We start from the raw sequence: 21026 nt of genomic DNA on the forward strand, positions 1-21026 counted from the left end.
CGCCATGACCCAGGATCAGGACGTCGCGGAGCTGACCGAGCGGTGGCAGCGGGCCGCGGCCGACGTGGAGAACACCCGCAAGTGGGCCGAGCGGCAGTCGGCGCGGCAGCGGCAGGAGGAGCGGATCGCCGTGTCCACCGCGTGGCTGCCCGTGCTGGACAACCTCGACCTGGCGCTGCGGCACGGCGACGCCGACCCGGCCACCATCGTCGAGGGGGTCGCCGGGGTCCGGGAGCAGGCGCTCGCGGTCCTCGCCCGCTTCGGGTTCATGCCGATCGGCGAGGTGGGTGAGCCCTTCGACCCGGTGCGGCACGAGGCGGCGGAGGTCGTCCGCGACAGCGACGCGCCTCCGGGCACCGTCGTCCGGGTGCTGCGGCCGGGGTACGGCGACGGCGAGCGCCTCCTGCGGCCGGCGGTCGTCGCGGTGAGCGCGCCGGCCCCGCTGGGGGACGACGGTGGCTGAGTCCCGCGACCCGTACCAGGTGCTCGGCGTGGCCAGGCACGCGTCACCGGAGGAGATCCAGCGCGCCTACCGGACCCTGGCCCGCCGGCAGCACCCCGACATCAACAAGCAACCCGGCGCCGAGGAACGCTTCAAGGAGATCAACGAGGCGTACCACGTGCTGTCCGACCCCGAGCGCCGGGCGAGACACGACCGGGCCAGGACCAGGGCCAGGACCGGCGTCGAGGCCGGGGCCGGGCCCGGGTTCGCGGGCGGGCCGCGGTGGCCGGGAGGCGCCGCGCAGACCGTCGACGTCGACCTCGAGGACCTGCTCGGCAGCATGTTCGGCGGCGGCGGCGTCAGGTACGGCACCGGACCCGTTCCCGGCGCCGACACCGAGGCGCAGATCACGGTCGGCGTCGAGGAGGCGTACCGCGGCGGCCGCCGCCAGGTGACGCTGCCCGGCGCCGACGGCCACCCCCGCCGCTACGACGTCAACATCCCCGCCGGGGTCATCGACGGGCAGCGGATCCGGCTCGCCGGCCAGGGCAACCCGGGCGTCGCCGGCGGCCCGCCCGGCGACCTCTACCTGGTCGTGCACCTGACGCCGCACCCGCGGCTGCGGGTCGAGGGCCGCGACGTCGTGCTCGACCTGCCCCTGACGCCGTGGGAGGCGGCGCTCGGCGCGAGCGTGCCCCTCGACGCGCCCGGCGGCCCGGTCCGCGTGACCGTGCCCGCGGGGACGTCGACCGGGCGGCGGCTGCGGCTGCGCGGGCAGGGGCTGCCCAACCCGCGCGGCAATCCCGGCGACCTGTACGCCGAAGTCAAGATCATGGTCCCGGCGCGGCTGACGGAGCCCGAGCGGCACCTGTTCGAGGAGCTCGGCAGGGCGTCGGGGTACGACCCGCGGCAACGCTGAGCCGCGCGCCGGCACCGCCGATCGCGTACGGTGCTGCTGTGATTGGCGCGAATGGCCACCCGGACCGGTGGAGCAGCTCCCGATGGTTCGCATCGGTCCTGATCGCGATGGTCGTCGTCGTCCTGGCCGGCGCCGTGGTCGGCGCGGCGCAGCTGACGCGCACCGCGGGCGTCTCCAACCGGCTCAGCGACCGGATCTCCCCGGCCCGCACCGCGGTCGTGGAGCTCACCGCCGCCCTCGTCGACCAGGAGACCGGCGTCCGGGGCTTCCTGCTCAGCGGGGACGAGCGGTTCCTGGAGCCGTACACCCGCGGCCTCGCCGACGAGCGCACCCTGCTGGCCCGGATCCGGCAGCTGCTCGCCCGGGAGGCGCTGCCGCTGGCCGACCTCGACGAGGTCGAGGCGCAGGCGCGCGCGTGGCGGGCGGGCGTCGCGGACCCGTCGATCGAGAGCCGCCGCCGCGGCGCCGACCCGAGGTCCGCGGTCGAGGTCATCCTCGGCGGCAAGGCCGCGTTCGACGCGGTCCGCGACCGGATCGCGACCCTCGACGGGCACCTCGCCGTCATCCGGGAGCAGGCCCGCGCGGACCTGGAGGCGGCCCGGCGGTTGCGCGACGGCGTGTTCATCGGGATGATCGCGTTCCTGCTGCTGTTCATCGCCGCGATCGCGGTGCTGCTGCGCGTGGTGGTGCTGCGCCCGCTGGACCGGCTCAGCACCGGCGTGCGCCGGGTCGCCGGCGGCGAGTTCGACCACCGGCTGGAGGTGCGCGGACCCGCCGACCTGGCAGAGCTGACCGGCGACGTGGAGACGATGCGCCGGCGGATCGTCGACGCGCTCGTCGACAGCCAGCGGGCCCGGGCGCAGCTGGAGCAGCAGCAGCTGGAGCTGCACCGCTCCAACGCCGACCTGGAGCAGTTCGCCTACGTCGCCTCGCACGACCTGCAGGAGCCGCTGCGCAAGGTCGCCTCGTTCTGCCAGATGCTGCAGCGCCGGTACAGCGACCAGCTCGACGACAAGGCCCGGCAGTACATCGCGTTCGCGGTCGACGGGGCGACCCGTATGCAGCGGCTGATCACGGACCTGCTGACCTTCTCCCGGATCGGCCGGATGTACGACGACAGCCAGGCCGTCGAGCTCGACGACGTGATCGCGCAGGCGGAGGCGAACCTCGCCGGTGCGATCACCGAACGCCGCGCCCGGATCGAGCGCCCGCCGCTGCCGACCGTGCCCGGCGACGTGACCCTGCTGACGATGCTGTGGCAGAACCTCATCAGCAACGCGATCAAGTTCCGGCACCCGGACCGGGACCCCGTGGTGCGGATCGAGGTCGACGAGGCGGACGGCATGTGGCGCTTCGGCGTCGAGGACAACGGCATCGGCATCGACCCGAAGTACGCGGACAAGATCTTCGTCATCTTCCAGCGGCTGCACTCGCGGGAGACCTACACGGGGACCGGGATCGGGCTGGCGGTGTGCAAGAAGGTGGTCGAGTTCCACGGTGGCACGATCCGCCTCGACGACACCTACCGCGACGGCGCCCGCTTCGTCTTCACGCTGCCCCGCGCGGTCGCCGACCTGCCGGCACCGGCACAGGACGCGACGCACGCGCCGGAGGTGCTCGCCGCTCGCTGATGCGGGCCGGACACGGACCGTGTCGCCATACAATCAGTCCGTAATGTGGCGAAGCAGCGGATTTGACGGGAGCGTCGGAGCGGCCCGCGCCGCGGCCGGCCTGTTCCTGCTCGCCGGGGTCCTCGGCATCCTCGGGACCGCCCAGCCGCACAGCCGTGACCGGGACCTGCTCCTGGTCGCCGCCGCCGACTTCTGCATCGCCGCCGTCGCGTGGTGGCTGCCCTGGCAGCGGCTGCACCCGCGGGCGACGGCGGTCCTGACCTTCCCGGCGCTGCTGGTGCTGGCGTTCTCCACCTGGGCGTTCGGCGGGATCGCCAGCGGCACCGGGCCGTTCTTCGTGCTGCTGTTCGCCTGGCTCGGGCTGCACCACCCGGCCTGGGTCGCCTACGCCCTGTCGCCGCTGACCGCGGTCGCGTACGTCGCGCCGCTGATCGCCGCGGACCAGCCGCCCGAGGTCGTCGGCAGCGCCGTCGTGTTCGTGCCGGTCGTGACCGCGGTCGCGGTCCTGATCGCCGGCCGGGTGCGGCAGTGGCGCAAGGCGCGGGCCGAGGTCGCCGCGGCCGAGCGGTGGCGCGCCTCCCTCATGCTGACCCTGGCCCACGACGTACGGTCGCCGCTCACGGCCGTGCAGGGTGCCCTGGAGCTGCTCGACGAGGACGCCGCCATGCCGCCGGAGCGCCGGGCCCGGCTGACCGCCGCCGCGTCGCGCCAGGTGGCCCGGATCGCGCGGCTGGCCAGCGGGCTGCTCGACGTCGGGCGGGTCGAGGACGGCGCGCTCAAGCTCGACCTGCGCACGGTGCCGGTGCGGGCCGCGGCGGCGGACGCGGTCGGCCTCACCCCGCGGGCCGACGCGGAGATCGACGTCGAGGAGGGCCTGACGGTGACGGCGGACCCGGACCGCCTGGAGCAGATGCTGGTCAACCTCATCGGCAACGCGATGCGCCACGGCGCCGCGCCGATCTGTGTGAGCGCCGGGATGCTCGACGGGGTCACGGTCGCCATCGCGGTCCGTGACCACGGTGCCGGGGTGCCGCCGCACGCCGTCGGCACGCTGTTCACCCGGTACGGCGGCGGGGGCGACGCGGCGTCGGTCGGTCTCGGGCTGTGGATCGTGCGGGAGCTGGCCCGTGCCCACGGCGGCGACCTCGTCTACGAGCCGGCCGACCCCGGCGCCCGCTTCGTCATCACCCTGCCGGCCCGCTAGAAGGGCCGGCCGGTCAGCCGGCGGGGCGGTGCAGGGCCGCCTCGGCGACGGCGTCGCGCAGCTGGGCGCTGGTGAAGGGCTTGCCGAGCAGCCGGTCGCCGGGGACGAGCACCGTGGCCGCGTCCGCCCCGCTGACGGAGCCGGACGCGACGATCACCGGGATGCCGGCGGTCGACGGGTCCTGCAGCAGCCGCCCGCGCGCTTCGAGGCCGGTCAGGGCCGGCATCTGGTGGTCGGTGACGATCACGTCGGGCCGGTGCGCTCTGACCGCGGCCAGCAGCTCCTCGCCGTCGGCGCAGGTCACGACGGCGTGCCCGGCGCGGCGCAGGACCGTGGCGACGACGTCGGTGATGTCGGCGTCGTCGTCAGCAACCACTACTGTTGCCATATCCGCCATTGTACTGACCTGGCATCATCCGAACGGTTGATCCGAGGAGATGCGTGAGCGGGCGTGGAACCGGGCCGACTGCGCCGTGGGCAGCGTGAAGGACAGCCGCGCGCCACCGCCGGGGTTGTCGTTGGCGGAGATCGTGCCGCCGTGCCGCTCCACCACCCGCTGGCAGATGGCGAGGCCGAGGCCGGTGCCCGCGTAGCCCGCGGCGCGGTGCGCCCGGTGGAAGCCGGTGAAGATCGCGTCGTGCTCGCCCTGCGGGATGCCGATGCCACGGTCGGCGACGTCGACCCGGACCCAGTCGCCGTTCGGGGTCGCGCACACGTCGACCCGGGCCGGCTGGCCGGGCGGCGTGTACTTCAGCGCGTTGCCGATCAGGTTGTCCAGCAGCTGCCGCAGCAGCGCCGGGTCGGCGTGCACCGACGGCAGCGCGCCGATGAAGATCTGCGCGGGCGGGGTCGTCGGGTCGACCGCCTGCGCGGCGAGCCGCTCGGTGACCACGTCGTCGACGACGGCCCGCAGGTCCAGGTCGCGGGCGTCCAGCACCGCGTCGCGGGCGGCGGCGTAGCCGAGCAGGTCGTCGATGAGCCGCCGCATCCGCGCCGTCGTGGCGAGGGCCCGGTCCAGCACCTCCCGCTCCTCGCGGTGCTCCTGCCCGCAGAGCCGGTCGCCGAGCGACTCCCGGACGTACTCGGTGAAGCCGCCGATCGCCGTGAGCGGGCTGCGCAGGTCGTGGGCGACGATGCCGGCGAACGCGGTCAGCTCGGCCTCCCGCTGCCGCAGGGCCGTGATGGTGTACGACGAGGCGACCGCGCCCATGATGTGCCCGTCCCGGTCCCGCAGCGGCCGGGCGTGCATCATGACCACGCCCTGGTGCCCGTCGGGGGCGGTTACGTGCGCCTCGACGCCGTCGACCCGCTGGCCGCGCAGCGCCACCAGCAGCGGCAGGTCGTAGTCGTCGAACGCGGTCCCGTCCGGGTGCGTCATCCGCAGCAGCCGGCCGCTCTCCGTCACCGGCAGCGGCGCGTCCGTCCCGGCGCCGGGCAGCGCGGCCCGCGCCGCCCGGTTGGTGTGCACGATCATCCCGTCGGCGTCGCAGGTGATGACGGAGACGTCCAGCGCGTCGAGGATCTGCCGCAGGTACGCCTGCTCGGCGGCCAGGTCGTCCCGCGCGGCGCGCAGCTCCGCCTCGGCCGCCTCGCGCAGCGTCAGCTCCGCCCGCAGCGCCGTGTTCGCCTCGGCGATCGCCCGCTCCGCGGCGGCCCGCTCGGTGATGTCGTGGAACACCGCGACCGCCCCGGAGCGCCCCGCGCTGCCGTGCAGCGGCCGCGCCGACACCGTGATGACGATCCCGTCCGGGACCATCGGGTTGCGGATGACCATCGGCACCTGCTCGCTGGCCTCGCCGTCCAGGGCGCGCGCCAGCGGCAGGTCCTCGGCGGCGAAGGCGGTCGTGCCGTCGGGCCTGAACACGCCGTACAGCTCCGGCCAGGCGTCCCTGCCACCGCCGTTGTCCTCGACCCCGAGCAGCGCGTCGCCGGCCGGGTTGCGCAGCAGCATCCCGCCGCGCTCGTCGACGACCATGACCCCGTCGCCGACGCTGTCCAGCACCGCGCCGAGCAGGTCCGCCTGCCCGCGTGCCTCGGCCTCGGTGCGCCGCAGCTGCGCGGTCGCGGTCAGCACCCGGGCGGCGGCCCGGGACCGGCCGGACGCCAGCACGAACGTCAGCGCGGCGAGGAGCCCGCCGAGGCCCAGCCCGGCGCCCGTCATCGCGGCCGGGAACTGTCCCGCGCCCGGCAGGTCTGCGGCGACCACGCTGACCCGCACCCGCCACCAGGTCTGCGCGACCGGGACGTCGTCGGTGCGGTGCTCGGTGCGGCGCCGGTCGGTGTCGGCCCGGACCGCCGCCACGACGCTGGTCCGCCCGGCCGCGTCGCGCGCCGTCAGTGTCACGTCGGCGGTGCTCTGGGTGCTGCTGCGCCGCACGGCGGCGGTGAGGAAGTCCTGCCCCCGCAGCCCCATCAGCACCCAGCCGAGGAACGGGCGGTCCTCGACCGGGGCGGACTCCTCGGGGGCGTCGTGCGAGGCGTAGACGGGCGCGGCGAGGATGAACGACTGCTGCCGCTGCGCCTCGGGCATGCTCTGGTCCCTGATCAGCAGGTACGTGTCGGACACGGTCACCTCACCGGACCGCCTGGCCTCCTGCAGCGCCCGGGTCGGCGCGGGGGACTGGTTGACGTCGATGCCGCCGCCGCCGAGCTTGGTCGAGCCGTCGAACGGTTCGCTGAAGATGGTGAAGATGTGGTCCGGGCCCGGGGTGCGCGCGTCGAGGGTCAGGTCCGGCGCGCCCCGCTGCCGCCACAGCCCCTGCACCCGGCCGATGTCGTCGTTGGCGACCGGCACCGCGAACACGATCGACGACGCGCCGGCGAGGGCCATGTACCGCAGCGGCCGGATCGCCCGGGCGAACTTCTCCGCGGTGAGCGGCTCGAACGCGCCGGCCGCCGCGGCCACGGTGCGCAGCGTGTCGACGTACCGGCCGGTCTCGTTGGTCATCGCGGTGGCGACCGCGCCGACCTTGCGGTCCAGCGCCTGCGCCGTCTCCCGGTGCTGGGAACGGGCGAGGAGCGTCCCCGCCGTGATCGACACCGCCGCGGCGAGGATCGCGACGACGGCGGCGAGGACCCAGGCGCGGGACACGACCCGCCGGACCCGCCGCGGGACGGACCACATACCACGTTATCGGCGGGCCGCCGGAGCACCTTCGGTTTTCCTAGCGCAGTTGTGGCAGGACCTTCCCGCCGAACGCGTCGATGAACTCGTCCAGCTGCTGCCCGACGTGGTGCAGGTAGATCTGGTCGAAGCCGAGCTCCAGGTAGCGGTGCAGGATCTCGGCGTGCCGGCCCAGGTCCTCGCTGACGTGCACGGTCTTCGCGACCCGCTCCGGCGTGACGTCCGCGGAGACGACGTCGAAGTGCTCGGCGGTGTCCAGGTCCCAGCAGACGGGCGGGGCGAAGACGTTGCTGCGCCACTGCTCGTGCGCGACCGCCAGGGCCTCCTCGCGCGTCGGCGCCCAGCTGAGGTGCACCTGCAGGCAGAGCTCGCCGCGGCCGCCGGCGGCGCGGTACGCGTCGATCATCCGCCGGAGGTGCTCGACCGGCTGGTTCACGGTGATCAGCCCGTCGGCCCACTGGCCCACCCAGCCGGCGGTCTCGACGCTGACGGCCGCGCCGACGAGCTTCACCGGCTCCTCGGGCCGGGTCCACAGCCGGGCCCGGTCCACCGTCACCAGGCCGTCGTGGCTGACCTCCTCGCCGGCGAGCAGCGCCCGGATCACGTCGACGCACTCGCGCAGCCGCGCGTTGCGGACGTCCTTGCGCGGCCAGCCGTCGCCGGTGATGTGCTCGTTGCTCGCCTCGCCGGTGCCGAGCGCCGCCCAGAACCGTCCCGGGTACATCGCCGCGAGGGTCCCGATCGCCTGCGCGATGATCGCCGGGTGGTAGCGCTGCCCGGGCGCGTTGACGATCCCGAACGGCAGCGAGGTCGCCTGCAACGCCGCGCCGAGCCACGACCACGCGAACGCCGACTGGCCCTGCCGCTCGCTCCACGGCGAGAAGTGGTCGGAGCACATGGCGGCGGTGAACCCGGCCGACTCGGCCCGCCGCACCGCGGCGAGGAGCGAGGACGGGTGGATCTGCTCGTGCGAGTTGTGCAACCCGAAGACCGTCATGCCACGGCTGTTACCCCACCCGCCCCGGCACGCAACACGCTCACCCGGGCACCGGGGCGCCGGCCAGCACGTCGTGCAGCTTGTGCAGCAGCTGGTCGGCGGTGAACGGCTTCTCCAGGAACGCGATGCCCTCGTCGAGGACGTGGGTGGTGCCGAGCAGCCCGTTGCTGTACCCGGACATGTACAGCACCGGCAGGCCCGGCCGGCGTTCGTGCAGGCACTCGGCGAGCCGCCGCCCCGACATGCCCGGCATGATGACGTCGGTGAGCAGGATCCCGCACGGGCGCAGCGCGTCCGCGGCCAGGGCCTCCTCGCCGTTCGTGCACGCCACGACGTGGTAGCCGGCACCGCCGAGGATGCGCGTGATGACCCGGGCGAGCGCCGGCTCGTCCTCCACGACGAGGACGGTGCGGCCGTCCCCGCGCGGCGGGCCGGACCGTCGCGGCGCCGCGACCCGTTCCGGCCCGGACTGTGTGACCAGCGGCAGGTACACGCGGAACGTGGTGCCGACGCCGGCCTCCGTGTACAGGTTGATGCTGCCGCCCGCCTCGGCCAGGATCCCGTACACCGTGGACAGCCCGAGGCCGGTGCCCTGCCCGCGGGGTTTCGTGGTGTAGAACGGCTCGAACACGTGCGCGGCGACGTCCGGGGCCATGCCCTCGCCGGTGTCGCTGACGAGCAGCCGGGCGTAGCGGCCGGCGGCCGGCTGCGGCTGGACGTCGAGCTCCTCACCGGTCAGGTCGGCGGTGTTGGCCTCGATGACGAGAGTGCCGCCGTCGGGCATCGCGTCGCGCGCGTTGAGCGCCAGGTTGAGCAGCACCTGCTGGATCTGGCCGGGGTCGGCGCGCACCGTCAGCGGCTGCGCGGACGGCACGGTGATGAGCGTGATGTGCTCGCCGATGGTGCGCTCCAGCATCGTCTGCACCTCGCCGACCGCGGCGTTCAGGTCGACGTCCTGCGGCTGGATGGCGTCGCCGCGGGTGAACGTCAGCAGCTGCCGGGTCAGGTTGATGGCGCGGTCCGCGGCGGTCCGCACGTGCGCGAGGTCGGCCCGCACGGCGTCGCCCTGGCTCTGCGCGACCGCGAAGTCGGTGTAGTTGACGATGATCGCGAGGAGGTTGTTGAAGTCGTGCGCGACGCCTCCGGCGAGCTTGCCGAGGCTCTCCATCCGCTGCGCCTGGTGCGTCCGCTCCTGCATGGCGCGCTGCCGCTCCGCGGCCTCCCTCGCCGCGGCGATGTCCCGCGCGACGACGGAGATGCCGGTGACGGTGCCCGCCTTGTCCTGGATCGGGGCGACGGTGAACGCCACCTCGAGCGGCGAGCCGTCCTTGTGCACCCGGTGCGCCTCGTAGGAGAGGCTCCGCTCGCCGGCGCGGATGCGGTCCATGAGGCGCGCCTGCTCGCCCGTGCTGTCGCCGGCGGTCACGATCCGCGCCGACCGGCCGATCGCCTCCTGCGCGGTGTAGCCGAACAGCCGCTCGGCGCCGCTGTTCCACGCCGTGATGACCCCGTCCGGGTCGGCGCCGATGATGGCGTCGGCGGTGTGCTCGACGACGGCGGCGAGGATCGCCCGGTGGTTGTCGGCGCTGGCCTGGGCGGCGCGTTCGCGCTCACCGGCGGCGTCGAGCCGGTCCTGCCGCCACGGGTCCGGATACATGGCACCCTTGTCCAGCAGGACGCCGTACCCGCGCCGCAGCGTCCAGTAGTAGACGCCCACGATCGCGGTGAAGACGTCCCACGACGCGACCGTCCACGACCAGCCCGGCTGCGTCAGATGCCCGGTGTGCGCCGGCGGCACGCGCACCGCCGTCAGCGCGTGCAGCCCGTGCCCGACGGCGCAGCTGAAGAAGATCAGCGCGGTGGCGACGGCGAGCTTGTTGCTCCGCAGCTGCCCGGCCCGGGCGACCGGCACGACGATCGCCACCATGATCGCCACGTAGGCCACCATGATCACGAGGTTGCCGAGCAGGTACAGCTCCTCGGGCATGCCGGTCCTATCGGACGCCGGACGGGACATCTGAGTGCGCCTGCTCGACGCGCCGTGGACCCTGGCCACCGGCGCGGACGCCGCCGCCCCTCCCGAGCCGCTGCGCCGCCTGCGACTGGCCGCCGTGCACGACGCCGACCTGGCGACGGCGTTCATCCGGTGACGTCCCTGGTCGACCGCCGCCGGCGCTGTTCGCACCGTGGATCGCGCAACGCCTGTCCTGACCGCCGGCCCGGTCGCACCCCGTCTATTTTTGTCGGACGAAGACGCCCGCCCGCGCGGCCGCGGCGGCGGCCCCGGCCGCGGTGTCGGCGGCGGCCTCGTCGAGCGGGTCGCCGCTGGCGAGCAGCCGGTAGTACAGCGGCGCCGACACCGCCCGGATCACCTCGTGCGCGTCGGTGCCCGGCGGGATCTCCCCGCGCGTCATGGCGTCGTCGACGCACGGGGCCCACTCCCGGATCCGGGTGGCGTAGAAGCCGTGCAGCGCTGCGGCGGTGCGCGGGTCGGCGGCGGCCGCCGCGATGACAGCCTTGAACAACGGGCCCTGCCGGGGGTCGCTCAGCGTCCGCTGGACCAGCCGGGCGTTGGCGCGCAGGTCGCCGTCGAGGGAGCCGGTGTCCGCGCGCGGCAGGGACTGCTCCGCCATGTCGAGCAGCAGGTCGGCGACGAGACCGGGGACCGTGCCCCAGCGCCGGTACACCGTCGTCTTGCCCACCACGGCCCGCCGCGCCACGTCCGCGAGGTCCAGGTTCGCCAGGCCGTGCTCGGCGAGGGCGTCGCCGGCGGCGCGGAGCACCGACTCCCGCACCCGCGCCGTGCGCCCGCCGGGCCGCGTGTTCCCCGTCATAACGGTGCTCCAGTTCCGTTTGCCGACCGCCGGTGCTAGCGTAGCCGAGTCAGTAACGGGACCGCAGTTCCATTAAGGGGATGTCATGGAGTACAGGCGGCTGGGAGCGTCAGGGCTCAAGGTGCCCGCGCTGAGCTTCGGCGCCGGGACGTTCGGCGGCAGCGGGCCGCTTTTCGGCGCGTGGGGGACCACCGACGCCCGCGAGGCGCGGCGGCTCGTCGACATCTGCCTCGACGCGGGCGTCACGATGTTCGACACCGCCGACGTCTACTCCGGCGGCGCCTCCGAGGAGGTCCTCGGCCAGGCCGTCAAGGGCCGCCGCGACCGGGTCCTGCTCTCCACGAAGACGAGCCTGCCGACCGGCGACGGCCCGGACGACGCCGGCTCGTCGAGGTCCCGGCTGTTCCGCGCCTGCGACGCCGCGCTGCGCCGCCTCGGCACCGACCACATCGACCTGTTCCAGCTGCACGCGTTCGACGCCGGCACGCCCGTGGAGGAGGTGCTGTCCACGCTCGACGGCCTGGTCCGTGCGGGCAAGGTCCGCTACCTCGGCGTGTCCAACTTCGCCGGCTGGCAGATCATGAAGTCGCTCGCCGCCGCGGACCGGCACGGGCACCCGCGCTACGTCGCCCACCAGGTCTACTACTCGCTGGTCGGCCGCGACTACGAGTGGGACCTGCTGCCGCTCGCCCTCGACCAGGGCCTCGGCGCCGTCGTGTGGAGCCCGCTCGGCTGGGGCCGGCTCACCGGGAAGATCCGGCGCGGCACCCCGCCGCCGGCCGGCAGCCGCCTGCACGAGACCGCCTCCTTCGGCCCGCCCGTCGACGACGAGCACCTCTACACCGTGGTCGACGCGCTCGACGAGGTCGCGGCGGAGACCGGCCGGGCGGTGCCGCAGATCGCCATCAACTGGCTGCTGCACCGCCCGACCGTCGCCTCCGTCGTCATCGGCGCCCGCGACGAGGCCCAGCTGCGCCAGAACCTCGGCGCCGTGGGCTGGTCGCTCACGCCGGAGCAGCTCGCCCGCCTCGACGCGGCCAGCGCCCGGACGGCGCCGTACCCGCACTTCCCGTACCAGCGCCAGGAGGGCTTCGCCCGGCTCAACCCGGCGCCGGTGTGAGGATCAGAGGTTGACGGTGCTGCGGTGCCCGGTGGAAGGCCAGGCGGGGATCGGCAGGACGGTGAGGGTGCCGGTGCCGCGTTCGACGGCGGCGACGACGGTGCGGCCGCGGGCCGGGATGTGCACGTCCATGCCGGTGATGAAGGTCTGCGCGTAGAACTCCGGCAGCGGCGCCGACAGGTCGGTGACGCCGTCGCTGCCCCTGTCGAAGGCGAAGATGCCGATGACCCGCTTCACCCGCGGGCTGTTCGCCTCGTTGAGCACGTCCAGGCCGTTGATGCGCAGCCGGTCGCTGCCGGCCCACCACTCCTTGTTGCGGTTGACCACGATCGCCGCGTGCTGGTCGCCGCTCTCGACCAGGGCGCCGAGGCCCTCGCCGGGCGTGCTGGTGAGCAGCCGGACCAGGCGGTCGGAGCGCTGGAACGGGGTGAAGTAGAAGTGGTGGGTGGGCGCGCCGTCGCGGAGGATCGCGAACTCGTACCGCGCGTCGCCGTCCGCCTCGATCGGGCCGAATGATCCGTCGCCGGACAGCGGGGCGGTGGCGACCAGCCGGGTGCGGGTGCCGAGCCGGTCGAGCCGGTAGACCCGCAGCGTGCCGGCCGGGACGCCGGCGTTGACCGGGAACAGCACGGCCCGGCCGGACAGGGTGATCCGCCGCTGCGGCAGCACGCGCGTCACCGCCGGGTCGCGGCCGGTCAGGAAGCGGTACACGTGGCGGAAGCTCTCCACCGACGTGACCGTCTGCGTGTGGGACTGCTCGGGCAGTGCCACGTTGGTCGCGCCGGCGACAGCGCGGGCCGGGTCGCCCTCGCCCCAGATCGCGAGCGTCGGCACGCCACCCGGCGGGGCGGCGGCGGTGCGCCCGTCGAGGTTGACGTAGTGCGCGACGCGGGCGGCACGGGACGGGCTGCTGTTGAGGTACCCCTGCACGACGAACGTGCCGAGGGAGTGCGCGACCAGGTCCACCTTGCCGCCGCGGCCGGCGCGGGACAGGCGGTCGATGCGGGCGTCGAGACCGGCCCACACCTGGTCGAGGGTGTTGAGCGTGAACGTGGAGTCGTACTCGTGCGCCTCGACGAGCGCGGCCGGGTAGCCGTTGCTCGCGAAGCGCTTGGCCTGGGTCTGGTACTGCTGCGCGGACCCGGCGGACCCGTGCACGAAGACGACCGGGCGGCGCTCGTCGTGGTGGGCGATCGCCGGGGTCGCCGTGGTCAGCAGCGCGGCGACGAGCAGGAGGCGAATCATGCTGGACGTCCCCTTGGAATAGGCGGGCATGATTGTGCACTGTCAGTGCAGTATCTATCCCGCCGCGCCGGAAGTCGAGCCCTTGCCTCATTGAAAGATCGACACGCGGGTGCGGTGCAGCGTGGGCGTCTCGATCTCGTCGAGCACCGCGACCGCCAGGTCGGCGTAGGACAGCCCCGACACGGGCAGCGTGTCGCCGCCGGTCCGGTAGCGGCCCAGCCGGGGACCCGCGGGGTCGAGTCCCGCCGGCGGGGTGAGCACGAGCCAGTCGAGCGCTTCGCCGGTCGTGCGCAAGCGATCCAGGCCATCCGCGTGCGACAGCGCGAACGGTCGCAGCCGTGCGGGGAACGCGGCCGGGTCGTCGTGGACGGGCCGGCCGTCGGCGCCGAGCAGGGTGGCGAACAGGCCGATGACGACGAGCCGCCGCACCCCGGCCCGCGGCAGCCCGTCGACGAGCGCGTCGGCGGCGTCGGTGAAGAACGCCTCGTCCAGCGGCCCGAGCGCGGCGAGCGCGGCCGGGTCCGACGCCGGGGTGACGGCGCTGACGACGGCGGCGTGCCCGCGCGGGATCGACGCCGTCGCCGCCCTGTCGCGCACGTCGCCGCGCACGACGCGCACGCCGTCCCCGGCGGGACCCGTGGGACCGCCGAGACCGGCGAGATCGGGGTGCCGGGCGGGGTCACGGACGACGGCGGTGACCTGATGGCCGCGGGCGCGTGCCTCGGCGGTGACCGCCCGTCCCGCCCTGCCGCCCGCTCCGAAGATGACGATGTCGCTCATGGCCCGGAGGGTATGTGCGGCGGGGCCGGTTACTGCAAAGGTACTGGGATGGACCTCGACCCGGCGATGTTCGACCCGGTGTGCCCGTCGGGCGCGCTGCCGTTCCAGATCGGCGACAAGTGGACGGCGATGGTGGTGCTGTGCCTGGAGCACGGGCCGCGCCGCTTCAACGAGCTGCGGGTCCCGCTGCGCGCCGTCACGCCGAAGGTGCTCACGGAAACGCTGCGGGCGATGGAGCGCGACGGGCTGGTGGTGCGCACCGCCCATCCGGGACACCCGCCGCGGGTCGAGTACGCGCTGACCGACCTGGGCCGCAGCCTGCTGACGCTCATCGCGGCGGTGCGGGCGTGGAGCGCCGCGCACCTGCCCGCCCTGCTGGCCGCCCGGGCGGCCTCGACTACTGCTGCGCCGGCGGCGTCTCCGGCACGACCTTCGCCGGCGTGACCGGCGCAGCCTCGGAGGCGGGCGTGGCCGGCGCCGCCTCGGCGGCGGGCGTGGTCGGCGCCGCCTCGGACGTCGGCGTTTCCGGTGCGGCGGGCCGCTGGAAGTGCGCCGACGGGTCGGGGCAGATGAAGTACGGCCCGGGCTGGACGTATCCCGCCGGGTAGGCGAACGCCGCCGGCTGCACGAACCCTGCCTGCTGCACGAACCCTGCCGGGTGCGCGAACCCTGCCGGGTCCGGGCCGGCCGCGCGCGGGACGAAGTAGCGGTGCGCGGGCGGCAGCGCGACGAGCAGCACCACCGCGGCGCTGATCGTCAGCACGGCGATCACGGTGAGCACGCCGCTCAGGAAGAAGAGGTCGGAGAACGTCTCGTCGTCGTTGTACAGCTTCTCGAGGAACCCCGACTCCTCCCACGACACACCGTCCTCGACGATGACGTCACCGCCGCTCCCCTCGCTGAAGTCGGCCGTGAGCAGCAGCGGCAGGAACAGGAACCCGCCGCAGAACTGCATCATCGCCAGCGCCAGCTGCGCGCCGCCCGCGACGAAGACGAAGACGCGTGCGAGGTTGCTGCCGCGCAGCATCGGCAGTGCCGTCACGCCGAGCCAGATCGCCAGCAGCAGCGTCGGCACGCCGACGAACAGCGTCGCGAAGATGTTGCCGGTGCGTTCTCCGCTCACCTCGCCCGGGTCCGCGTCGGGCACGGCCGCCGCGGCCCTGGAGATCAGCCCGTCGTAGTGCACGGCGTGGGCGACGGCCACGCCGACGAGGGTCAGGAGCAGGGCGACCGCGGTGAGCTGGAGCCAGAACGCCACGGTCACCTGGGTGGGCCGCGGTGGGCGGCCGGCATCGACGGTCACTCGCGAGACCTTAAGGCCCGCACGTGCGATCACCTATGCCCGTTCGGTCAGCATCGGTTGCACGATTTTACGTAATTACGTACTGTCGTAGGTATGGCGAGTCTCGAGGAGCGGGTGGCGGCGCTCGAAGCGAAGGTCTTCGCCGAGCCGGACCCGGGCCGCGGCCCGGCACCGGAGCCTGAGCCGCCGGGGTCCGTGTTCTGGGCGCTCGACCGGCTGAAGGAGCTGGCGCCGAGCCCAGGGGCGGTGCTCTTCACCGGCACCGTCGACCTGCCCACCGCCGAGCACTACGAGTGGCAGCTCGGCGCGCCGGTGGACGGGCTGCTCGACGAGGACTGGTCGGACTTCGCGCCGACCCTCACCGCGCTCGCCCACCCGATGCGGCTGCGGCTGCTGCGGGTCATCCTCGGCGGCGTCCACACCAGCACCGACCTCGCCGAGACCGAGGGCCTCGGCACCAGCGGCCAGCTCTATCACCACCTGCGCCAGCTGACCGCCGCCGGCTGGCTGCGGACCAGCGCCCGCGGGCAGTACACGGTGCCGCCGGAGCGGGTCGTGCCACTCATGGTCATCCTGGCGGCCGCCCGCCGCTGAAGGCCCGGAAACCGGAAGACCGGAAGGGAGCCGAAACCATGCGCAACCGCATCGTCGCGATCGTCGCGCTCGCCCTGCTCGCCGGGGCCGCCGCCCTCCTGGCCGCGCCGCGACCACCGCACCTGGCCGGCGCCGTCACCGGGGACACCGCGCTCGCCGCGGATCTCCGCGCGGCGGCCGGCGACCCGGCCGGCTACCGCGGGCTCGCCGTCGCGCTCATCGGCCCCGGCGGCGTCCGCACCGCGGGGATCGGCGACCGCGGCGACGGCGGGCCGGTCACCGCCGGCACCCCGTTCGAGATCGGCTCGATCGGCAAGGCGTTCACCGGCATGCTGCTCGCCGGCTCCGGCGTCGCGCCCGGCGAGCGGCTGCGGACCCTCGTGCCGTCCATCACCGGCCCGGCCGGTGACGTCACCGTCGACGAGCTGTCCAGCCACCGCTCCGGCCTGCGCAGCGTCCCGGTCACGTCGGTGGGCCAGGCCGCCCGGATGTACTTCGCGAACCTCGGCGGCGCCGACCCGTACGCCGGACAGGACCGCGACTGGCTGCTGCGCACCGCCGGCGACCAGCGCCCCGGCGGCGGCCGCGGCACGGTGCACTACTCGAACTTCGGCGCCGCCGTCCTCGGCCAGGCACTCGCCGAGCGGGCCGGCGTGCCGTATCCGCGGCTGCTGCGCGACGAGCTGCTCACCCCGCTCGGGATGACCGCCACCACGGTCAGCTCCGACGGCACCGCGCTGCCGGCCGGGCACGCGTCCGGCTCGACGGCCTCCGGCCGGCAGGTCGACCCGTGGCGCGGCGCGGGCTGGGCACCGGCAGGCGTCGGTGTCTGGTCCACCGCCACCGACCTGGCCCGCCTGGTCACCGCGGTGCACGCCGGCACCGCCCCGGGCCTCGACGCGCTCACCCCGCGGCACACCGTCGACGACCGCGAGCGGGTCGGCTACGGCTGGTTCACCACCCGCTACGACAACGCCACCCTCACCTGGCACAACGGCGGCACCGGAGGGTTCCGCGCCTACCTGGCCGTCGACCGCGGGACCGGCCGCGGCGTCGTCGTGCTCGGCAACACCGACCGCGACGTCGACCCCATCGGCCGCCGGCTGCTGGGCGTGCCGCCGCCCGGCGCCACGGACCCGTCCCGGTCCCTCGTCACGGTCCTGGTCACGGTGGGCCTGAGCCTGATCGGCGCGGCCGGCCTGCTCATCACCGTGCGCCAGGCCGCCCGCGGCCGCACCGACCGGGTCCGGCTCGCGACGTCCGCACTGTGGTCCGCGGTGATGCTGCTGCTCGCGTACCGCGCCGGCGACTGGCTCGCGGTCCCGGCCGCCGTCTGGGCGCTCGGCGTCGCCGCCACCGTCGCGGCGCTGTGCCTGGCCGTCCCGTCCTGGCGCACGCTGCCGCTGGTCGCGGGCCGCCCCTGGCTGCGGTGGGCCGGCGCCGCCGGCTCCACCGCGGTCGCCGCGGCCGCCGTCGTCCTGGTGACCTGACCCGCCGCTCCCGCGCCCGCACACATGCGGATGTATGAGTGCGGGCGCGGGCGGGCATGAGCAGGCGGTGACGGGATCCAAGCTGCCGCCGCTGCTCGCCGGTGTGCTGCTGCTGGGCATCGCCGACTCGATGATCGGGCCGTACCTTGTGCTGTTCGGCGCCGACGAGGCGCGGCTGACCCCGCTGCAGGTGGGCGTGTTCATGTCGGTCATCGCCGTCAGCGGGCTCGCCGTGAGCACCTGGCTCGGCCGCCGCTTCGACCGCTCGAACGGCCGCTGGCCCGCCCTGGTCGCGGTCGCCGGGCCCGCGGCGGGATACCTGGCGCTGACCACGACCACGAGCTACGCGCTGCTGCTGCTCATCGCCGGTGGGCTGCTCGGCGCCGGCATGGCCGCGTTCCCGCAGCTGTTCGCCCTGGCCCGCACCCACCTCGACGGGCCGTCCGGCGGCGCCGGCCGCAAGGGGACGCCGCTGCTGCGGTCCGTGTGGTCCCTGGCGTGGGCGATCGGGCCGATGATCGGCGCCGGGGTGCTGGCCTGGCAGGGCTACCGCGGGCTGCTCGCGCTCACCGCCCTCGCCTTCGGGCTGGTGGCGCTGCCGGTCCTGCTGCTCGGGCGGACGCCGCCGGCAACGGATCCCGCCGCGGACACCGGCGGCCGCGGGACCGGCCGGACCGTGCTGCTCGCGGCGGCGAGCTACACGCTCTTCCACACCGCGATGCTCGCCGGTTCCGTCGCGCTGCCGCTGTACGTGACGCGCACGCTCGACCGGCCGGACAGCGTCGTCGGCGTGCTGTTCAGCGTCTGCGCGGTCGTCGAGATCCCGGCCGCCCTCGCCCTGGTCCTGCTGCCGGACCACGTCCGCCGGCCGCGGGTGATCCTCGCCGGCACGGCCGTGTTCGTCGCCTACTTCCTGCTCGTCGCAGGCAGCACGACCGTCCCGCAGCTCATCGGCACCCAGGTCGCGCGCGGCGTGGGGATCGCGGTCGTCGGCGCGCTCGGCATCACCCACATGCAGGACCTGCTGCCGGGCGCCACCGGCCGGGCGACGACGCTGTTCGCCAACACGCTGACCTTCGGCTCGCTCGTCGCGGGCGTGCTCGCGGGTGCCGCGGTGCAGACCCTCGGCGCCCGCGCCGCGCTGCTGCTGTGCGGCGGGCTCGCCGCCGTGGGCGGGGTCCTGCTGGCACTCGCCCGCCCGGTGGCCCCCTCAGACGGCGGCCGGGTGGGCGTCGGTGGGGCTGTGCATGTGCCGGGTGGTGCGCCACCAGACCACGAGCTGGGTCAGTGCGAGCGCGACGGCGAGCGGCGGTAGCGTCCACAGGCCGGACCGCTCGGCGATGGCGCCGGCCAGGAACGGGAACAGGGCGCCGCCGACGATCGAGACGCCGTTGAGCAGGCCGATCGTCGTGTGCCCGAGGTGGGCGGGGGCGAGCAGCGGGGCCACCACCATCGTGGTCGGGAAGATCGGGCCGAGCCAGAAGCCCAGCAGTGCCAGCGCCACCACGGCCGCCGCCGGGGCCAGCCACAGCAGCGCCGCGCACAGCACGACGCCGGCCAGGCAGGCGGTCATCAGCCGGCTCGCGCTCCAGCCGAGGCGGGCGGTGAGCGGGCTCAGCACGAACCGGCCGAGGGTCAGGCCGAGCCAGTAGCCGCTGACCGTGTACCCGGCGAGGAGGTCGCCGTGGCCACGCTCGGCGACGAGGAAACTGAAGCCCCAGTTGCCGATGCTGAGCTCCAGTCCCACGTACACGGCGAGGAACGCGGCGCCGAGCAGCACCGCCGGTCGCCGGCCCGCCTGGCGCACCAGCCCTCGGCCGGGTGGCTCCGCGCCGTCCTGGCGGCGGTCGGCGGCGGACCGCATGGTCAGCTGGAAGCCGGCGACGAGCGGCACGCACGCCAGGGCGAGCACCAGCCACACCGACGTCCACGCGGTGAAGCCCAGCATCCAGGTGGCGAGCAGCGGGCCGATCAGCGCGCCGACGCCGAAGAACGCGTGCAGCCAGTTGAGCAGCGTCGTCGAGCCGGTCAGCGCGACCAGGTAGGCGTTGAGGACCGACTCGAGGACGCCGGTGCCGTAGCCGACGACGACCTGCGCGCCCACGAGCGCGGCGAACGCGGGACGGGTCGCCGTGTACAGCCCGGCGGCGAGGAACGCGCCGGCGCCCAGGGTCAACGCGAGCCGGAACCCGAGCCGGTGGATCAGCGCCCCGGCCGTCGCGCCGGCGAGCATGAACCCCGCCGACGACGCGAAGAACGTCACCCCGATGGTCGCCTTGTCCAGGCCGTAGTCGTCGATCTGGGCAGGCAGGAGCACCCCGCCGACGCCGGCGCTGACACCGACGAGGACGAAGGCGGCGTAGGCGAACACGATCGGCGCGAGGGCGCGCTGTGCTGGTGCGGTCACTGGATCTCCACGGACGGCGGTTGAGCAACATCATGCCGTGCCGCGGCCCGGCGGGTATTTCGAAAATGCGCGGGCGGACAATGGAGGCCGGACGCAGGAAAGGACCACCGCATGGCTGACCGCAACGCCTGGCTGGAGCTCGTCGAGGCCGACCCGGAGCACTCGCAGCGATACATCGACCGCTTCCGCTCGATGGCCGAGGCCGGGCACGATCTCGTCGGTGAGGCCCGCCTCGTCGACGCGATGCTGCCGCGCGGGTCCCGGATCCTCGACGCGGGCTGCGGTCAGGGCCGCGTCGGCGGGCACCTCGCCGCCGCCGGGCACGACGTGATCGGCGTCGACCTCGACCCGGTCCTCGTCGCGGCGGCGCGGCACCACCACCCCGCGGCGACGTGGCTGGTCGGCGACCTGTCCGAGCTCGACCTGCCGGCGCACGGCATCGCCGAGGGCTTCGACGTCGTCGTCAGCGCCGGCAACGTGATGACGTTCGTCGCGAAGGACACCCGGCGGGAGGTGCTGCACCGGATGCGGGCGCATCTGCGGGGCGCCGGGCGGGTCGTGATCGGCTTCGGCGCGGGCCGTGGCTACGAGTTCGACGACTTCCTCGCCGACGCCGCCGCGGCGGGCCTGGTGCCGGACCTGCTCCTCGCCACCTGGGACCTGCGCCCGTTCACCCCCGGCTCGGACTTCCTCGTGGCGGTCCTGCACGCCGGCTGACACCGGCGGTCCGCCGTCGCGTGGGCTGTCGTTGAGCGGTCCGCCGCTGCGTGGGCTGTCGTTGAGCGGTCCGCCGCTGCGTGGGTTGTCGTTGAGCGGTCCGCCGCCGCGCGGGCTGCCCTCGCGGCGCCTGGTCGCGCCGGACGTGCGGCCGGACGGCTGTCGGCTCTCGGGCAAGGCCATGCGGCGGGCTGCCCCCCACGGAGCCCGCCGGCGCAC

20 protein-coding genes are annotated in these 21026 nt (G+C 74.7%); 11 read left to right on the forward strand and 9 right to left on the reverse strand.

Annotation, left to right across the window (positions count from 1 at the left end):
• Positions 1-4 precede the first annotated feature (4 nt).
• Genes ACZ6TV_RS19490 through ACZ6TV_RS19505 form a run of 4 tightly spaced genes read left to right on the forward strand, consistent with a single transcriptional unit; the run spans position 5 to position 4196 of the window.
• A complete protein-coding gene (locus tag ACZ6TV_RS19490; RefSeq protein WP_354779045.1) occupies positions 5-463 on the forward strand; it encodes a nucleotide exchange factor GrpE in 459 nt (152 codons plus the stop codon).
• Entirely contained in the window at positions 456-1361 is a 906-nt protein-coding gene (locus ACZ6TV_RS19495) for a DnaJ C-terminal domain-containing protein (RefSeq protein ID WP_465298600.1), read from the forward strand. The genes ACZ6TV_RS19490 and ACZ6TV_RS19495 overlap by 8 nt, the downstream gene beginning before the upstream one ends.
• Positions 1362-1399: 38 nt before the next feature.
• Positions 1400-2992, forward strand: a complete 1593-nt coding sequence (locus ACZ6TV_RS19500) for a sensor histidine kinase (protein ID WP_465298601.1) — start codon at positions 1400-1402, stop codon at positions 2990-2992.
• A gap of 43 nt (positions 2993-3035) precedes the next feature.
• A complete protein-coding gene (locus ACZ6TV_RS19505) occupies positions 3036-4196 on the forward strand; it encodes a sensor histidine kinase (RefSeq protein ID WP_465298602.1) in 1161 nt (386 codons plus the stop codon).
• A gap of 13 nt (positions 4197-4209) precedes the next feature.
• On the opposite strand, the gene ACZ6TV_RS19510 is transcribed toward ACZ6TV_RS19505, so the two are convergent.
• The 4 genes from ACZ6TV_RS19510 to ACZ6TV_RS19525 are packed head-to-tail and all read right to left on the reverse strand — an operon-like array spanning position 4210 to position 10304.
• Entirely contained in the window at positions 4210-4584 is a 375-nt protein-coding gene (locus ACZ6TV_RS19510; RefSeq protein ID WP_465298603.1) for a response regulator, read from the reverse strand.
• A 24-nt stretch (positions 4585-4608) separates the two neighbouring features.
• A complete protein-coding gene (locus ACZ6TV_RS19515) occupies positions 4609-7320 on the reverse strand; it encodes an ATP-binding protein (RefSeq protein ID WP_465298604.1) in 2712 nt (903 codons plus the stop codon).
• Between the two features lie 40 nt (positions 7321-7360).
• Positions 7361-8317: a TIGR03885 family FMN-dependent LLM class oxidoreductase gene (locus ACZ6TV_RS19520; RefSeq protein WP_465298605.1), complete on the reverse strand. Its 957-nt coding sequence runs from the start codon at positions 8315-8317 to the stop codon at positions 7361-7363.
• Positions 8318-8357: 40 nt separating this feature from the next.
• On the reverse strand, positions 8358-10304 hold the full coding sequence (locus tag ACZ6TV_RS19525) for a PAS domain S-box protein (RefSeq protein ID WP_465298606.1): 1947 nt from the start codon (positions 10302-10304) through the stop codon (positions 8358-8360).
• Positions 10305-10338: 34 nt separating this feature from the next.
• On the opposite strand from ACZ6TV_RS19525, the gene ACZ6TV_RS19530 reads away from it, so the two are divergent.
• The gene (locus ACZ6TV_RS19530) at positions 10339-10467 is read left to right on the forward strand and encodes a hypothetical protein (RefSeq protein WP_465298607.1); all 129 of its coding nucleotides are present in this window, start codon (positions 10339-10341) and stop codon (positions 10465-10467) included.
• An 84-nt stretch (positions 10468-10551) separates the two neighbouring features.
• On the opposite strand, the gene ACZ6TV_RS19535 is transcribed toward ACZ6TV_RS19530, so the two are convergent.
• Entirely contained in the window at positions 10552-11151 is a 600-nt protein-coding gene (locus ACZ6TV_RS19535; RefSeq protein ID WP_465298608.1) for a TetR/AcrR family transcriptional regulator, read from the reverse strand.
• An 85-nt stretch (positions 11152-11236) separates the two neighbouring features.
• Here ACZ6TV_RS19535 and ACZ6TV_RS19540 point away from each other — a divergent pair, with 85 nt between their 5' ends.
• Complete coding sequence (locus ACZ6TV_RS19540; RefSeq protein ID WP_465298609.1) at positions 11237-12271, forward strand: aldo/keto reductase; 1035 nt, start codon at positions 11237-11239, stop codon at positions 12269-12271.
• Between the two features lie 3 nt (positions 12272-12274).
• On the opposite strand, the gene ACZ6TV_RS19545 is transcribed toward ACZ6TV_RS19540, so the two are convergent.
• Together ACZ6TV_RS19545 and ACZ6TV_RS19550 are read right to left on the reverse strand one after the other, a co-directional pair.
• Positions 12275-13516, reverse strand: a complete 1242-nt coding sequence (locus ACZ6TV_RS19545) for a lipase/acyltransferase domain-containing protein (protein WP_465298610.1) — start codon at positions 13514-13516, stop codon at positions 12275-12277.
• 87 nt (positions 13517-13603) lie between these two features.
• The gene (locus ACZ6TV_RS19550) at positions 13604-14296 is read right to left on the reverse strand and encodes an NAD(P)-dependent oxidoreductase (protein WP_465298611.1); all 693 of its coding nucleotides are present in this window, start codon (positions 14294-14296) and stop codon (positions 13604-13606) included.
• Between the two features lie 48 nt (positions 14297-14344).
• Between ACZ6TV_RS19550 and ACZ6TV_RS19555 the strand changes: the two genes are divergently transcribed.
• The gene (locus ACZ6TV_RS19555; RefSeq protein ID WP_465298612.1) at positions 14345-14740 is read left to right on the forward strand and encodes a winged helix-turn-helix transcriptional regulator; all 396 of its coding nucleotides are present in this window, start codon (positions 14345-14347) and stop codon (positions 14738-14740) included.
• On the opposite strand, the gene ACZ6TV_RS19560 is transcribed toward ACZ6TV_RS19555, so the two are convergent.
• A complete protein-coding gene (locus ACZ6TV_RS19560; RefSeq protein WP_465298613.1) occupies positions 14694-15599 on the reverse strand; it encodes a hypothetical protein in 906 nt (301 codons plus the stop codon). The two genes, ACZ6TV_RS19555 and ACZ6TV_RS19560, sit on opposite strands and share 47 nt — an antisense overlap.
• Positions 15600-15692: 93 nt before the next feature.
• Here ACZ6TV_RS19560 and ACZ6TV_RS19565 point away from each other — a divergent pair, with 93 nt between their 5' ends.
• The 3 genes from ACZ6TV_RS19565 (at position 15693) to ACZ6TV_RS19575 (ending at position 18998) form a co-directional block, all read left to right on the forward strand.
• Positions 15693-16193, forward strand: a complete 501-nt coding sequence (locus tag ACZ6TV_RS19565; protein ID WP_465298614.1) for an ArsR/SmtB family transcription factor — start codon at positions 15693-15695, stop codon at positions 16191-16193.
• A 38-nt stretch (positions 16194-16231) separates the two neighbouring features.
• Positions 16232-17683: a serine hydrolase domain-containing protein gene (locus tag ACZ6TV_RS19570; protein WP_465298615.1), complete on the forward strand. Its 1452-nt coding sequence runs from the start codon at positions 16232-16234 to the stop codon at positions 17681-17683.
• A 67-nt stretch (positions 17684-17750) separates the two neighbouring features.
• Positions 17751-18998 (forward strand): sugar efflux transporter, encoded by a 1248-nt coding sequence (locus ACZ6TV_RS19575; protein WP_465298616.1) that lies wholly within the window; start codon positions 17751-17753, stop codon positions 18996-18998.
• Here the strand turns inward: ACZ6TV_RS19575 and ACZ6TV_RS19580 are convergent.
• Complete coding sequence (locus ACZ6TV_RS19580; RefSeq protein ID WP_465298617.1) at positions 18894-20090, reverse strand: MFS transporter; 1197 nt, start codon at positions 20088-20090, stop codon at positions 18894-18896. The two genes, ACZ6TV_RS19575 and ACZ6TV_RS19580, sit on opposite strands and share 105 nt — an antisense overlap.
• Positions 20091-20201: 111 nt before the next feature.
• On the opposite strand from ACZ6TV_RS19580, the gene ACZ6TV_RS19585 reads away from it, so the two are divergent.
• Positions 20202-20807, forward strand: coding sequence for a class I SAM-dependent methyltransferase (locus tag ACZ6TV_RS19585; RefSeq protein ID WP_465298618.1), 606 nt, complete (start codon positions 20202-20204; stop codon positions 20805-20807).
• Positions 20808-21026: the final 219 nt, after the last annotated feature.

This window comes from Dactylosporangium sp. NPDC051087, from assembly GCF_055586325.1.

Bases quoted from the DNA above. Each gene is read 5' to 3' on its own strand.
- ACZ6TV_RS19490 (WP_354779045.1), top strand. From the start codon at position 5: ATGACCCAGGATCAGGACGTCGCGGAGCTGACCGAGCGGTGGCAGCGG.
- ACZ6TV_RS19505 (WP_465298602.1), top strand. From the start codon at position 3,036: ATGTGGCGAAGCAGCGGATTTGACGGGAGCGTCGGAGCGGCCCGCGCC.
- ACZ6TV_RS19510 (WP_465298603.1), bottom strand. From the start codon at position 4,584: ATGGCAACAGTAGTGGTTGCTGACGACGACGCCGACATCACCGACGTC.
- ACZ6TV_RS19515 (WP_465298604.1), bottom strand. From the start codon at position 7,320: ATGTGGTCCGTCCCGCGGCGGGTCCGGCGGGTCGTGTCCCGCGCCTGG.
- ACZ6TV_RS19520 (WP_465298605.1), bottom strand. From the start codon at position 8,317: ATGACGGTCTTCGGGTTGCACAACTCGCACGAGCAGATCCACCCGTCC.
- ACZ6TV_RS19525 (WP_465298606.1), bottom strand. From the start codon at position 10,304: ATGCCCGAGGAGCTGTACCTGCTCGGCAACCTCGTGATCATGGTGGCC.
- ACZ6TV_RS19535 (WP_465298608.1), bottom strand. From the start codon at position 11,151: ATGACGGGGAACACGCGGCCCGGCGGGCGCACGGCGCGGGTGCGGGAG.
- ACZ6TV_RS19540 (WP_465298609.1), top strand. From the start codon at position 11,237: ATGGAGTACAGGCGGCTGGGAGCGTCAGGGCTCAAGGTGCCCGCGCTG.
- ACZ6TV_RS19545 (WP_465298610.1), bottom strand. From the start codon at position 13,516: ATGATTCGCCTCCTGCTCGTCGCCGCGCTGCTGACCACGGCGACCCCG.
- ACZ6TV_RS19550 (WP_465298611.1), bottom strand. From the start codon at position 14,296: ATGAGCGACATCGTCATCTTCGGAGCGGGCGGCAGGGCGGGACGGGCG.
- ACZ6TV_RS19555 (WP_465298612.1), top strand. From the start codon at position 14,345: ATGGACCTCGACCCGGCGATGTTCGACCCGGTGTGCCCGTCGGGCGCG.
- ACZ6TV_RS19565 (WP_465298614.1), top strand. From the start codon at position 15,693: ATGGCGAGTCTCGAGGAGCGGGTGGCGGCGCTCGAAGCGAAGGTCTTC.
- ACZ6TV_RS19570 (WP_465298615.1), top strand. From the start codon at position 16,232: ATGCGCAACCGCATCGTCGCGATCGTCGCGCTCGCCCTGCTCGCCGGG.
- ACZ6TV_RS19585 (WP_465298618.1), top strand. From the start codon at position 20,202: ATGGCTGACCGCAACGCCTGGCTGGAGCTCGTCGAGGCCGACCCGGAG.